This is a genomic window from Streptomyces sp. NPDC001678, from assembly GCF_042892945.1.
In the GTDB taxonomy this organism is placed as follows: Bacteria; Actinomycetota; Actinomycetes; order Streptomycetales; family Streptomycetaceae; genus Streptomyces.
Window position 1 is genome coordinate 449,108 of record NZ_JBIAUP010000001.1, and the last position, 12,667, is coordinate 461,774.

11 protein-coding genes are annotated in these 12,667 nt (G+C 72.3%); 8 read left to right on the forward strand and 3 right to left on the reverse strand.

Annotation, left to right across the window (positions count from 1 at the left end):
• Positions 1–65: 65 nt before the first annotated feature.
• Positions 66–1,415: an MFS transporter gene (locus ACFYZR_RS02015; RefSeq protein ID WP_391903576.1), complete on the forward strand. Its 1,350-nt coding sequence runs from the start codon at positions 66–68 to the stop codon at positions 1,413–1,415.
• Positions 1,416–1,617: 202 nt separating this feature from the next.
• Here ACFYZR_RS02015 and ACFYZR_RS02020 read toward each other — a convergent pair whose 3' ends face one another.
• A complete protein-coding gene (locus ACFYZR_RS02020; RefSeq protein ID WP_391903579.1) occupies positions 1,618–1,827 on the reverse strand; it encodes a hypothetical protein in 210 nt (69 codons plus the stop codon).
• A gap of 45 nt (positions 1,828–1,872) precedes the next feature.
• On the opposite strand from ACFYZR_RS02020, the gene map reads away from it, so the two are divergent.
• Together map and ACFYZR_RS02030 are read left to right on the forward strand one after the other, a co-directional pair.
• Entirely contained in the window at positions 1,873–2,730 is an 858-nt protein-coding gene (gene map, locus ACFYZR_RS02025; RefSeq protein ID WP_391903583.1) for a type I methionyl aminopeptidase, read from the forward strand.
• A gap of 158 nt (positions 2,731–2,888) precedes the next feature.
• The gene (locus ACFYZR_RS02030) at positions 2,889–3,551 is read left to right on the forward strand and encodes a heme oxygenase (biliverdin-producing) (RefSeq protein ID WP_391903586.1); all 663 of its coding nucleotides are present in this window, start codon (positions 2,889–2,891) and stop codon (positions 3,549–3,551) included.
• Positions 3,552–3,692: 141 nt separating this feature from the next.
• Here the strand turns inward: ACFYZR_RS02030 and ACFYZR_RS02035 are convergent, their stop codons facing one another.
• Positions 3,693–5,237, reverse strand: a complete 1,545-nt coding sequence (locus ACFYZR_RS02035; RefSeq protein WP_391903588.1) for an HtaA domain-containing protein — start codon at positions 5,235–5,237, stop codon at positions 3,693–3,695.
• Between the two features lie 110 nt (positions 5,238–5,347).
• Positions 5,348–6,841: an HtaA domain-containing protein gene (locus tag ACFYZR_RS02040; protein ID WP_391903590.1), complete on the reverse strand. Its 1,494-nt coding sequence runs from the start codon at positions 6,839–6,841 to the stop codon at positions 5,348–5,350.
• A gap of 190 nt (positions 6,842–7,031) precedes the next feature.
• Here ACFYZR_RS02040 and ACFYZR_RS02045 point away from each other — a divergent pair, with 190 nt between their 5' ends.
• The 5 genes from ACFYZR_RS02045 to efeB all read left to right on the forward strand — a co-directional run bounded on the left by ACFYZR_RS02045 (position 7,032) and on the right by efeB (position 12,638).
• The gene (locus ACFYZR_RS02045) at positions 7,032–8,009 is read left to right on the forward strand and encodes a hemin ABC transporter substrate-binding protein (RefSeq protein WP_391904345.1); all 978 of its coding nucleotides are present in this window, start codon (positions 7,032–7,034) and stop codon (positions 8,007–8,009) included.
• Position 8,010: 1 nt separating this feature from the next.
• On the forward strand, positions 8,011–9,084 hold the full coding sequence (locus tag ACFYZR_RS02050) for a FecCD family ABC transporter permease (protein WP_391903592.1): 1,074 nt from the start codon (positions 8,011–8,013) through the stop codon (positions 9,082–9,084).
• Entirely contained in the window at positions 9,084–9,938 is an 855-nt protein-coding gene (locus ACFYZR_RS02055; protein ID WP_391903595.1) for a heme ABC transporter ATP-binding protein, read from the forward strand. Before ACFYZR_RS02050 ends, ACFYZR_RS02055 begins: the two co-directional genes overlap by 1 nt.
• 127 nt (positions 9,939–10,065) lie before the next feature.
• A complete protein-coding gene (gene efeO, locus ACFYZR_RS02060) occupies positions 10,066–11,199 on the forward strand; it encodes an iron uptake system protein EfeO (RefSeq protein WP_391903597.1) in 1,134 nt (377 codons plus the stop codon).
• Positions 11,200–11,213: 14 nt separating this feature from the next.
• The gene (gene efeB / locus ACFYZR_RS02065; RefSeq protein ID WP_391903600.1) at positions 11,214–12,638 is read left to right on the forward strand and encodes an iron uptake transporter deferrochelatase/peroxidase subunit; all 1,425 of its coding nucleotides are present in this window, start codon (positions 11,214–11,216) and stop codon (positions 12,636–12,638) included.
• Positions 12,639–12,667 lie beyond the last annotated feature (29 nt).

Below are 12,667 nucleotides of genomic sequence, written 5' to 3' on the forward strand. Positions count from 1 at the left end.
CGGCGGTCGGCGGCCGGTGAAAAACGGTTTGCTCCGGGTCCGGGCGCACCCGACCATGGTGCCCCGTGACCGAGCACCATCCCCCTCCCTCAGACTCCTCTACGGAGCCCCCCTCCGCCGGCCGGATACGCGCGCTCCTGCCCGACCTCTCCCCCTGGCACTCCTCCCGGGACTTCCGCCGCATGTGGCTGGCGGGTCTCATCACGGTCTTCGGCAGCTTCCTGACCTTCATCGCGGTGCCGCTCCAGCTCAAGGAGCTCACCGGTTCCGCCCTCGCGGTCGGCGCGGTGGGCGCGGTCGAGCTCGTACCGCTGATCGTCTTCGGCCTCTACGGCGGCGCGCTCGCCGACGCCCTCGACCGCCGCAAGCTGATCCTGTGGACCGAGGTGGGGCTCGCCGTCCTGAGCGCGGTGCTGCTGCTCAACACGCTGCTGCCGCATCCCATGATCTGGCCGCTGTACGTGGTGGCGGGCCTGGTCAGCGCGCTCAACGGACTCCAGCGCCCGGCGCTGCACGCGATCGTCCCCCGGATCGTCGCGCACGACCAGCTGCCCGCGGCGATCGCGCTGAACTCGATGCGCTGGACGCTCGGGGCCATCGCCGGCCCCTCCCTGGCGGGTGTCGTCATCGCCCTCGCCGGGCTGAAGCTGGCCTACGCGCTGGACGTCGCCACCTTCGCGATCTCCCTGGTCCTGCTCGCCGGACTCACCCCATCCCCCGCCTCGCACGACGCCGAGAAGCCGTCGCTGCGCGGCATCGCGGAGGGCGCGCGCTACGCGTGGGGCCGCAAGGAACTGCTCGGTACGTACGCGGTGGACCTGGCGGCGATGTTCTTCGCGATGCCCACCGCGATCTTCCCGTTCCTGGCGGACGAGCTGCACGCCCCCTGGGCGCTGGGCCTGATGTACGCGGCGGGCGCGGCCGGCTCCCTCGCGGTCAGCCTGACCAGCGGCTGGGTCTCCCGTATCAACCGGCACGGCCGGATGGTGGTCCTCGCGGCGGCGGGCTGGGGAGCGGCCATGGCCGCGGCGGGGTGGCTGCACAACATCTGGCTGGTGCTGTTCTTCCTGGCCGTCGCGGGCGGCTGCGACATGGTGAGCGGCCTGTTCCGCTCGGCGATCTGGGACCAGACCATCCCGGACGAGCTGCGCGGCCGTCTCGCGGGCATCGAGCTGCTGTCCTACTCCGTAGGCCCGCAGCTCGGCCAGGTCCGCGCGGGCGGCATGGCCACGCTGACGGGCGTCCGTACGTCCGTCTGGGCGGGCGGCGTGGCGTGCGTGGCGGCGGTGGGCCTGCTGGCGGTGTCCCTGCCCAAGCTGATGGCCTACGACCAGCGGACGGACGAGCACGCGGTACGGATGCGCCGCCGCAAGGCGGCGGAGGCGGAGGCGCGGGCGGTGGCGGAAGCGGCCTGACCACGCCCGGCCCGGCCGGGCTCCCGGGCGGGCCCCACGCTCCCGTGGCCCCGGGGGCGGCGGGAGCGAGGGTGCCCCGGTCCCGCCCTTTCACCGTTTCCTGGGGGCAAGCCCCCAGCCCCCCGAAGGGCGAGGGGCTTCGCCCCCGCCCGGGCCACCGCGAGGTGCCCGGCGGTGCCGGAGGACGCCCGGCCCTCGTCGTTCAGTCCTCGTCCTTCCAGCGTGGATCCTCCCGCCACGCCTCGTTCCGCTCGCGCGCCGTCTCCATCGCGTGGGACGCCTCCTCCCGCGTGCCGTACGGGCCCATCCGGTCCGCCGCCCGGCACTGCGGCCCCTCCTCGACCGTCCTGTGCTCCAGGCAGTAGTACCACTCGCCCGGCTTCCCGGCCGCGCGCCGCTTGAACAGTGCCATCAGCTCTCCTCCAGCGTGTGTTCCATCGCAACTACACTCGCAGACATGTCTGGCCAGTCGCTTCTTGTCCCGGGGAGACTCTCCCCCACCCGCCCCGTCCCCGCCTCGATCCCGCGCCCCGAGTACGTGGGGAAGCCGGCGCCGACCCCGTACAGCGGTCCCGAGGTCCAGGACGCCGAGACGATCGAGAAGATGCGGATCGCGGGCGGCATCGCCGCGCGGGCGATGGAGGAGGCGGCCAAGCACATCGCCCCCGGCGTCGCCACCGACGAGCTGGACCGGGTCGCGCACGAGTACATGTGCGACCACGGCGCCTACCCCTCCACGCTCGGCTACCGCGGCTTCCCCAAGTCGCTGTGCGCGTCGATCAACGAGGTCATCTGCCATGGCATCCCCGACTCGACCGTGCTGCGCGACGGCGACATCGTCAATCTCGACGTGACGGCCTACATCGACGGCGTGCACGGCGACAACAACGCCACCTACCTCTGCGGCGACGTGGACGAGGAGTCGCGCCTCCTCGTCGAGCGCACGCGCGAGGCGCTGAACCGGGCGATCAAGGCCGTCAAGCCGGGCCGCCGGATCAACATCATCGGCCGTGTCATCGAGTCGTACGCCAAGCGCTTCGGCTACGGCGTCGTGCGCGACTTCACCGGGCACGGCATCAACTCGTCCTTCCACTCCGGCCTGATCGTCCCCCACTACGACAGCCCCCACCACGACACGCTCATCCAGCCGGGCATGACCTTCACCATCGAGCCGATGCTGACGCTGGGCACGTACGAGTACGACATGTGGGAGGACGGCTGGACGGTCGTCACCAAGGACCGCAAGCGGACGGCCCAGTTCGAGCACACGCTCGTTGTGACGGAATCGGGTGCGGAGATCCTCACCTTGCCGTAGCGTGGCACCAGGTTTTTACCGACAGCACGTCGGGAAGCAATTGACTTAGGTAAGCCTAAGTAGAGAGGATGGGCGGTGACGGCGCGCGCTCCGGCGCACCCGTTGCCGCCTGTTTTCTCCCCGCTTCTTCCCGTCCCCTCGGTCACCGGAGGTCCGCCTTGGACGCCCCCGCCACGACTCCGTTCTCCACGCTCATCCGCACCGCCTCGCACGAGCAGCACACGGAAGCGGAGAACTCGTCGTTCATGAGCGACATGCTGGGCGGCCGCCTCGGAGTGGCCGCCTACCGTCGCTACACGGAGCAGCTCTGGTTCGTGTACCAGGCCTTGGAGTCCGCCTCCGACGTCCTCGCCGACGACCCCGTGGTCGGGCCGTTCATACGTCCCGAGCTGCGCCGCTCCGCCGAGCTGGAGCGGGATCTGGCCCACCTCGGCGGCCCCGGGTGGCGTACGGGCATCACGCCCCTGCCCGCGACGGCGGCGTACGCGGCCCGGATCGAGGAGTGCGTCCGCGACTGGCCCGCCGGCTATGTCGCCCACCACTACACGCGTTACCTGGGCGACCTCTCCGGCGGCCAGATCATCCGTGGCACGGCCGAGAAGACATGGGGCTTCGCCCGCAAGGGCGACGGCGTCCGCTTCTACGTCTTCGAGGGCATCTCCAACCCGGCCGCCTTCAAGCGCGAGTACCGCGAGCTGCTCGACGCCCTGCCGCTGGACGACCTGGAGAAGCAGCGAGTGGTCGACGAGTGCAAGCGCGCGTTCGCCCTCAACACGGCGGTCTTCAGGGAACTGGGCGAGGAATTCCCGCTGAGCGCGTAGAGCGCGTTGTGGGCAGGCGTTCCGCAGGGCGGAACGGGTGGGCACAACACCACGGACGGCCCGCACCCGCAAAACGAAACCCGCGCCCCCCGGTGACCGTAACCGGGGGGCGCGGGCTGTTCATGGGACAGGCGAAGGGCGTCAGCCCTTCGCGAGCGCCGACCGCCGCCGCGTCGCGTAAACCGCCGCCCCGCCCGCCAGCGCGAGCGCCCCCGCCCCGCCGAGGAGCGCCCCGGTGGGCATGCCGGCGCCCGTCGCCGCCAGCGACGCCTCCTCGCCGGTCACGCCACCCTTGGCCCCGCCCCCGCCGGCGGGAGTGCCGGCCGCGGCAGCCGGAAGCTTGGCGTTGCCGCCGACCGTGACGGCGAGGGTCACCGGGTCGAGCGCGGTGCCTTCCTTGTACATGGCGCGGCCCTGGTACGAGAAGACGCCCGCGCCCTCGGCGGTCAGGGTCGCCGGTACGGCGGACAGGGTCACGACCCCGTTCCGGGCCTTGAGGGCGTTCGCGTCGACCTTCAGCTTCGCGAGCGTCACCGTGCCCTTGGAGGCCACGTCCGCGCTGAGCGTGGCGTCGCCGGAGCCGGCCGCCTTGACCTTGAAGTTGCTGAACCGCAGGTCCAGCTGTCCCTCGTGGCCCGTGAAACGGACCTCCCCCTTGAAGGCGACGTCGAGCGTGTTGGTGACCGTGTCGTACGTGCCGCCGGCCTTGGTGAAGCGGTAGCCGTCGGCGAGCTTCGTGGCGTCGCCGAAGACCTCGGCCTTGCCCTGGGCGAACCCGCCGGTGACGTAGTCGCGGAAGGACTTCTTCAGGCCCCAGTCGAGCCTGCCGTCGTTGACGGTGCCGGAGACGGGCTTGTCGTCGCCCTTGGCGAGAGCCTTGTCGCCCTTCGGGGCGCCGTCGCCCTTGGCCGCGCCGTCGTTCTTCGACGCACCGTCGTTCTTCGACGCACCGGCCTCCTTCGACGTACCGGCGTCCTTCTTCTCGTCGCCGCCCTCCGACGGCTTCGGCTTGGGCTTCGGCTTCGGCTCGGGCTGCGGCTGCGCGTCGGTCACCGCCGTCGTCGTGAACGTCGCCTTGTCGAGCTCGGCGCCCTGCTTGTACATGGAACGGCCCTGGTACGAGAAGACCTTCGCACCCTCGGCGGTCAGCGTCGCGGGTATCCCGTCGAAGGTGACCTTGCCGCCCGCGCCCATGGTGCGCTTCGCCGCCGCCAGGTCCAGCGCGGCGATCGGCACGTCGTCCTGGGTCGTGCCGTCCTTCGTGACGTCGGCGGTGATACGGCCGGTCTTGCCGCCGGCGTCGCCCGCCAGCTTCAGGTCGGCGAAGGTGATGTCCAGTTCCCCGTCGTGGCCGGTGAAGCGCACGCTGCCCTTGAAGGTGCTGCTGACCGCGTGCGTGGACATGTCGTACGCGCCCTTGCCGTCGGTGAAGGCGAAGGAGCCGTCGGCGGCCCGCCGCGCGCCGTCGGCGACGCTGACGGCACCGTTGGCGAAGCCGCCTTCGACGTAGTCGCGGAAGGACTTCTTCAGGCCCCAGCCCAGCGTGCCGTCCTTCAGCGTCATCGGCGGCGGCCCGCCCGCGGCGTGGGCGGCCGGGGCGATCAGGGCGGTGGCGCCCAGGGCCGCGGCGGCCGTGGCGACGGCGGCCACGAGGGCGAGGGGGCGTCGGCGTGCGGCGACGGTCATGGTCTGTTGTCTCCTCAGTCGGGGGTGCTGATGGATTTCAGGGGAGGGGGAGGGAGGGGGCCGCACCGGCCGCTCGGTGAGGGGGGAGGCAGCGGCCGGTGCGGAGTCGGTCAGTCCACGGAGGACGTGGAGGACGTGGGGGCCGTCGGCACCCCGGTGGCGGTCCGGCGCCGACGGGTCATCAGGAAGGTGGCGACCGCCGCCGCCACGACCACGGCGACGGTCACCGCGACCGGCACCGCGGGGAAGGAAGCGGAGTCGGACGACGAGGAAGCGGCGGACTTCGTGCGCGGCTCCGACGAGGGCGAGGACGGGGACGAGGACGGGGCGGCGCTCGACCCGCTGCCGAGGTCCGGCAGCGGCGGCAGCGCGGCCTTGGCGTCCAGCGGCACGGCCAGGGAGACCGGGTCCATGTCCGTGCCCTCCTGGTACATCCCGCCGAAGGCCTTCGCTCCCTCGGCCGTGAGCTTCGCCGGGGCCTCGGCGACGGCGGCGAGCCCGTCCTTCTCCTTGAGCCCGGAGGCGTCGAAGGTGACGAGCGGTACGCCCTTGGCGGCGGTGCGGCCGTCGCCGGTCACGTCCGCCGACAGCGTGCCCCGGCCCTCCTTCACCGTGACCCCGACCCCGCCGAGGGTGAGGTCGAGGTGCTTTCCGGTGAAGCGGAGGGTGCCGGCGAACGCGGCGTCGAGGGAGCCGGCACCGGCGTCGTACGTGCCCTTGCCGCGCGGGAAGCGGAAGAGCGCGCCGCCGTCCTGGGCGCCGTCGCCGAGCTTCCAGGAGCCCTGGGCGATGGACCCGGTGACGTACTCGCGGAACGTGCGCCGCACGCCCCAGTCGACGACCGCTTCCGTGAACCCGCCCTTGGGCGCCCGCTTCTCCTCCGAACCCGTGGACGGGGCCGGGCTCGCGCTCGGCGACGCCTGCGCGGCGGCCGCCAGGATGTCGGCGGAGAGGGTGACGGGGTCGAGTGCCGTGCCCTCGGTGTAGTAGCCGGCGAAGGCCTTGGCGCCCTGCGCGGTGAGGGTGGCCGGGACGTCGGCGAGGCCGATGTGCGTCCCGCCGCCGCGCAGGTCGACGCCGGAGACGTCGAGGGCGGCGAGGGGCACCTGGGCGGCGGTCGTGACCTCGCCGGTGCCCTTGGCCTTGCTCGTCATGTCGGCGTAGAGGGTCCCCGTGAGGGTGCCCGCGCCGCCCGTGAGGCGGACGGTGGGGCGGGTGACGGTCAGGTCGAGCTCGTGGGAGCCGTCCGGCTTGCGGTGCCCGGTGAAGTGCACGCCGCCGGAGAAGGCCGCCTCGAAGGCGCCGCTGTCGGGTGTGTAGGAGCCCTTGGCGGAGTGGAAGCGGAACCGGCTGCCACCGATCGTCGCCGCCCCGCCCCGCAGCTCCCAACTGCCCTGAGCGATCGGCCCGGTGACATAGCTCTGGAAGGAGGACTTGATCCCCCAGTCGAGCCGGCCGCCGGACACCTCCCGCGTTCCGGTTGACCCGGGTCCGTCCGCCGCGCGGGCGGCCGGGACGAGCGCGGTCGCGGCCGTCAGCAGTGCCGTCAGCAATGCCGCGAGGAGCGCGGCGACGGGCGCGCGGGCAGGTCTGGACGGCAGCATCGGGGAACCCCTCTCGGGCAATGGCGATTAAGGTAAGGCTAACCTAAGCTACAGCTCAGCGGGTGGACAGCCCATCCGGAGGAATCCGCACCGGAAAGGCGGGAACGTGTTTCAACGGCATTCGGCAGGAGCCCTGTTGTGCGCCCCACGCGTCCCACGCCTCGTCGGCGCCCTCGCGGGACTGCTCGCCATGGCCGCCGTCCTCACCGGCTGCGGCACGGCGGACGGGGATTCCGGAAAGCCGTCGGGAGCCTCCGGGACCGCCGACCGGCAGCGGCCGGCGGCCGACCGCGTCGAACCGCTCGCGTCGGCGCCCAGACCCGGACTCCCCGTCACCGTGCGCTCCGCCGACGGCCGGGACGTCACCGTCAGCGGCGCCGACAGGATCGTTCCGCTTTCCGGCTCGCTCTCCGAGATCGTCTTCAGCCTCGGCCTCGGCGACCGGGTCGTGGCCCGTGACATCACCGCCACGTTCGAGCAGGCCCGCGAACTGCCCGTCGTGACACGCGCGCACGACGTCTCGGCGGAGAGCGTGCTCTCCCTGCGGCCCACGCTCGTCCTCGCCGAGACCACCACCGGCCCGGCCGAGGCCATCGGCCAGATCCGCGCGGCGGGCATCCCCCTCGTCGTCCTCGACCCGGCGAAGAAGCTCGGCGACGTCGGCACCCGGATCGACAAGGTGGCGGCCGCGCTCGGCGTCCCCGCCGCGGGCAAGGAGCTCCGCGAACGCACGGAGAGCCGTATCGAGGCCGCGAAGCGGAACATCCCCCGGAACGCCGGGAAGAAGCCGCGCGTCGCCTTCCTCTACCTGCGCGGCTCGGCCTCCGTCTACCTCCTCGGCGGCGCGGGCTCGGGAGCCGACTCGCTCATCCAGGCGGCGGGCGGCGTCGACGCGGGCGTCGATTCGGGCCTGAAGAAGGACTTCACACCCATCACCAGCGAGGCCCTCGCCAAGGCCGCGCCCGATGTGATCCTCGTGATGAGCAAGGGCCTGGACTCCGTCGGCGGCGTGGACGGGCTGCTCAAAATCCCGGGCGTCGGCCAGACCCCGGCCGGGCTCGACCGCCGGATCGCCTCCGTCGACGACGGCGTCCTGCTGAACTTCGGCCCGCGCACCGACACCGTGCTCAAGTCCCTCGTCGAGCAGATCCACAAGGGCGGGGCGTGACATGACGACCGCGCTCAAGGAATCGGCGACGCGCGCGGTACCCCGCGTGCGCCCGACGGCCACGCTGCTGGGCGGCGCGATGGCCGTCGCCCTCGCCGTCCTCTGCCTCCTCTCCGCCGGCCTCGGCGCGTACGACATCCCCGTCGGCGACGTGCTGGGCTCGCTCCTGCACCGCGCCGGGCTCGGCGGCACGGCCCTCGACCGCGTGGGCGAGAGCGTGCTGTGGAACGTCCGGCTGCCGCGCGTGGCACTGGCGCTGCTCGTCGGGGCGTCGCTGGGGTGCGCGGGGGCGCTGACGCAGGGCGTGTTCGGCAATCCGCTCGCCGAGCCCGGCGTCATCGGCATCTCGTCCGGCGCGGCCGTGGGCGCGGTCGCCTCCATCTCCCTGGGCCTGACCCTCTTCGGCACCTGGACGGTGACGGTCTGCGCGTTCGTGGGCGGGCTGGTGACGGTGGTGCTGGTGTACGCGCTGTCGCGTTCGGGCGGGCGGACGGAGGTGGTGACGCTCATCCTCACCGGCATCGCGGTGAACGCGTTCGCCGGCGCGCTCATCGGTCTGTGCGTCTTCTTCGCGGACAACGCGCAGATCACCCAGATCACCTTCTGGCAGCTGGGCTCCCTCGCCCAGGCGACCTGGCCCAAGGTGCTCGCCGTCCTGCCGTGCGCCCTGGCCGGGCTGGCGATCGCGCCCTGGTACGCCCGGAAGCTGGACCTGCTGGCGCTGGGCGAACGCCCGGCGCGGCACCTGGGCGTGGACGTCGAACGGCTGCGGATGGTGCTGGTGCTGGTGGTCGCGCTGCTGACGGCGGCGGCGGTGGCCGTCGCGGGCATCATCACGTTCGTGGGGCTGCTGGTGCCGCATCTGCTGCGGATGGCGGCGGGCCCGGGGCACCGCTTCCTCGTGCCGGGCAGCGCGCTGGGCGGCGCCCTCGTCCTGGTCGCCGCGGACCTCGCGGCCCGCACGGCCGCCCAGCCGGCGGAACTGCCCCTGGGCGTCCTGACAGCGTTGTTCGGCAGCCCGTTCTTCTTCTGGCTGCTGCGCAAAACACGACGGAAGCAGGGGGGTTGGGCGTGATGCGCGCACTCGTCCGGCCGTTCCTCGGGCGCCCCCGGCGCCTCCCCTCCCCCGCCCCCGCCGGAACCGTACGGGCCGAGGCCCGCGCCCTCCGGGTACGGCTCGGCGGCCGTACCGTCCTGTCCGGGGTCGACCTGCGCGTGAGTGCCGGCGAGGTCGTCGCCCTCGTCGGCCCGAACGGCGCCGGGAAGTCCACGCTGCTCGCCGCGCTCGCCCACGACCTGCCCGCCGAGTCCGGCGAGGTGCGGATCGACGGCCGTCCGGCAGCAGAATGGAGCGCCGGCGAACTCGCCCTGCGCCGGGCCGTGCTGCCGCAGTCGGCCCAGCTCTCCTTCCCGTTCGCCGTCGAGGAGGTCGTACGGATGGGCCGGGCCCCCTGGGCCGGTACGCCCGCCGAGGACGAGGATGATCCGGCCGTGCGGTCGGCGATGGCCGCCGCCGAGGTGGCCGGATTCGCCTCCCGGCCGTTCGCGGAGCTGTCCGGCGGCGAGCGGGCCCGGGTCGCCCTGGCCCGGGTGCTCGCGCAGCGCACCCCGCTGCTGCTGCTCGACGAGCCGACGGCCGCACTGGACCTTCGCCACCAGGAGCTGGTGCTGCGGGTGTGCCGGGAGCGTGCCGCCGCCGGGGACGCGGTGGTGGTCGTCCTCCACGACCTCGGCCTCGCGGGCGCCTACGCGGACCGCGTGGCCGTGCTCCACGAGGGCCGGATCGCGGCGGACGGCCCGCCCGGACGGGTCTATGCGCCCGAATTGCTGAGCCGTGTCTATTCCCAGCCGGTCGAAGTAATTGATCATCCACGCACGGGGGAGCCTTTGGTGCTGCCGAGGCGGGATGGCCGAAATTTTGCCTCGTGAGAGCAGAATCACGCACCCGGTGGGGAACAGGGTAGGCAAGCCTCAGATAAGTTAGGGCGGCCTTATTCGGCCATGCAGTTTCGGCCATGGCCGATATCCGCCCTCTCCGAGCACGCCTGGAGCCCACATGCGAGTCCTTCGCTCGTCCGCCGTCACCGCCATCGCGGCGGTCGCGACTCTGACCGCCGTGTCCGGCTGCGCCGAGAAGTCCGACGGGAAGAGCTCGGACGGGGCCGTCAATGTGACGGCCTCCGACGACAAGTGCGAGGTCTCCAAGACCTCGTTCCCGGCCGGGCACGTCAAGATCAATGTGGAGAACAAGGGCTCCAAGGTCACCGAGGTTTATGTCTACGCCCCCGATGACCGAATTGTCACCGAGCGCGAGAACATAGGCCCGGGCACCAAGGCGGAGATCACCGCGACGATCAAGGCGGGCTCGTACGAAATCGCCTGCAAGCCCGGCATGAAGGGCGACGGCATCCGCCAGAAGATCACCGTCTCCGGTGACGGCGCGGCGAAGAAGAGCGACCCGGCGCTGGACAAGGCGGTCGCCGAGTACCGCAAGTACGTGCAGCAGCAGGCCGACGAGACCATCCCGGCCGCGCAGAAGTTCGTGGACGCCGTGAAGAAGGGCGACCTGGACGAGGCGAAGAAGAACTACGCCCTCTCCCGCACCGGCTGGGAGCGCACCGAGCCGGTCGCCGAGTCCTTCGGCGACATCGACCCGAAGGTCGACGTCCGCGAGGACGGCCTGGAGAAGGACCAGAAGTGGACCGGCTGGCACAAGCTGGAGAAGTCGCTCTGGGACGCCAAGGCCATCACGGACGAGGACAAGACCCTCGCCGACCAGCTGATGAAGGATCTGGAGGACTGGCGCAAGCGCGTCGGCACCGCCGAGATCACGCCGACCAGCATGGCCAACGGCGCCAAGGAGCTCCTCGACGAGGTCTACCGGAACAAGATCACCGGTGAGGAGGAGCGCTACAGCCACACCGACCTGGTCGACTTCGAGGCCAACGTCGACGGCGCCGAGAAGGCGTACGAGCTGCTGAAGCCGGTCGCCACCAAGAACGACGCCGAGCTCGTCAAGACCCTGGACGCGCAGTTCGCCGCCGTGAAGAAGGCGCTCGGCGACTACCGCGACGGTGACGGCTTCAAGTCGTACGACTCCGTGGGCAAGGACGACCGCAAGAAGCTCTCGGACGCCGTGAACGCGCTGTCCGAGCCGCTGTCCAAGCTCGCCGCCGCGGTCGCGAAGTAAGCGGGGGAACGACGATGACGGAATCTTCGAAGCCCAAGCCCTCCTCGGAAGCCGCGGAGACGGCGGAGGCCGCCGCGAGCGCGGGAGCCGCTGAGGCCACCCCGACCGCTGAGGCCGCCGAGGCCACCGCGAACGCCGGTGGTGCCGAGGCGACCCGCGAGGCCGCCGACGAGGCGAAGGCCGGCGCCGACGCCGGGCCCCGGCGGGCGCCCTCGCGTCGCGCCCTGCTCGGCTGGGGCGGCGCGGGCCTCGCGCTCGGCGCCGCCGCGGCCGGCGGCACGGCCGCCGCGCTGCGCGTCGGCTCCGACGCCTCCCCCAGCGCGTCCACCGGCGACGCGGTGCCGTTCCACGGCGCCCACCAGGCCGGTATCGCCACGCCCGTCCAGGACCGGCTGCACTTCGCCTCCTTCGACGTGACGACAACCGACCGGGCCGCGCTGATCAAGCTGCTCCAGGAGTGGACGGCCGCCGCCCGGGCGATGACCGCCGGGCACGAGGTCGGCGCGGGCGCGATCAGCGAGAACGAGGAGCTGCCGCCGGACGACACGGGCGAGGCCCTCGGTCTCAAGCCGTCCCGGCTGACCCTGACCTTCGGCGTCGGCCCCGGCCTGTTCGAGAAGGACGGCAAGGACCGCTTCGGCCTGAAGGCCCGGCGTCCCCAGGCCCTCATCGACCTGCCGGTCTTCCCCAAGGACAACCTCGACCCCGCCCGCAGCGGCGGCGACCTGTGCGTCCAGGCCTGCGCCGACGACCCGCAGGTCGCGGTGCACGCGATCCGCAACCTCGCCCGGATCGCCATGGGCCGGGCGTCGATCCGCTGGTCGCAGCTGGGCTTCGGCAAGACGTCCTCGACCACGCCCGACGCCCAGACGCCCCGCAACATGATGGGCTTCAAGGACGGCACCCGGAACATCGCGGGCGACGACACCGCCCGTCTCGACAAGCACGTGTGGGTGGGCGAGAAGGACGGCCCCGACTGGATGGTCGGCGGCTCCTACCTCGTCGCGCGCCGCATCCGGATGCACATCGAGACCTGGGACCGCACCTCGCTGGCCGAGCAGGAGGACGTCTTCGGCCGCGACAAGTCCGAGGGCGCGCCCGTGGGCAAGCAGCGCGAGCACGACGAGCCGCTGCTGAAGGCGATGAAGCCCGACGCGCACGTGCGCCTCGCCCACCCGGACTCCAACAACGGTGTGACGATCCTGCGCCGCGGCTACTCCTTCACGGACGGCACGGACGGCCTGGGCCGGCTCGACGCCGGGCTGTTCTTCATCGCGTACCAGCGCGACGTCCGCGACGGCTTCGTGCCGCTCCAGAAGAACCTTTCGCGCAGTGACGCGCTGAACGAGTACATCCAGCACGTGGGGTCGGCGGTCTTCGCCGTCCCGCCGGGCGTCCGGGACAAGGGCGACTGGTGGGGCAAGGCCCTCTTCGCCTGACCGCTGGTCCCTTTCTGAGAGGAGATGCC

Bases quoted from the DNA above. Each gene is read 5' to 3' on its own strand.
- ACFYZR_RS02020 (WP_391903579.1), bottom strand. From the start codon at position 1,827: ATGGCACTGTTCAAGCGGCGCGCGGCCGGGAAGCCGGGCGAGTGGTAC.
- map (WP_391903583.1), top strand. From the start codon at position 1,873: ATGTCTGGCCAGTCGCTTCTTGTCCCGGGGAGACTCTCCCCCACCCGC.
- ACFYZR_RS02035 (WP_391903588.1), bottom strand. From the start codon at position 5,237: ATGACCGTCGCCGCACGCCGACGCCCCCTCGCCCTCGTGGCCGCCGTC.
- ACFYZR_RS02040 (WP_391903590.1), bottom strand. From the start codon at position 6,841: ATGCTGCCGTCCAGACCTGCCCGCGCGCCCGTCGCCGCGCTCCTCGCG.
- ACFYZR_RS02045 (WP_391904345.1), top strand. From the start codon at position 7,032: ATGGCCGCCGTCCTCACCGGCTGCGGCACGGCGGACGGGGATTCCGGA.
- ACFYZR_RS02050 (WP_391903592.1), top strand. From the start codon at position 8,011: ATGACGACCGCGCTCAAGGAATCGGCGACGCGCGCGGTACCCCGCGTG.
- ACFYZR_RS02055 (WP_391903595.1), top strand. From the start codon at position 9,084: ATGCGCGCACTCGTCCGGCCGTTCCTCGGGCGCCCCCGGCGCCTCCCC.
- efeO (WP_391903597.1), top strand. From the start codon at position 10,066: ATGCGAGTCCTTCGCTCGTCCGCCGTCACCGCCATCGCGGCGGTCGCG.
- efeB (WP_391903600.1), top strand. From the start codon at position 11,214: ATGACGGAATCTTCGAAGCCCAAGCCCTCCTCGGAAGCCGCGGAGACG.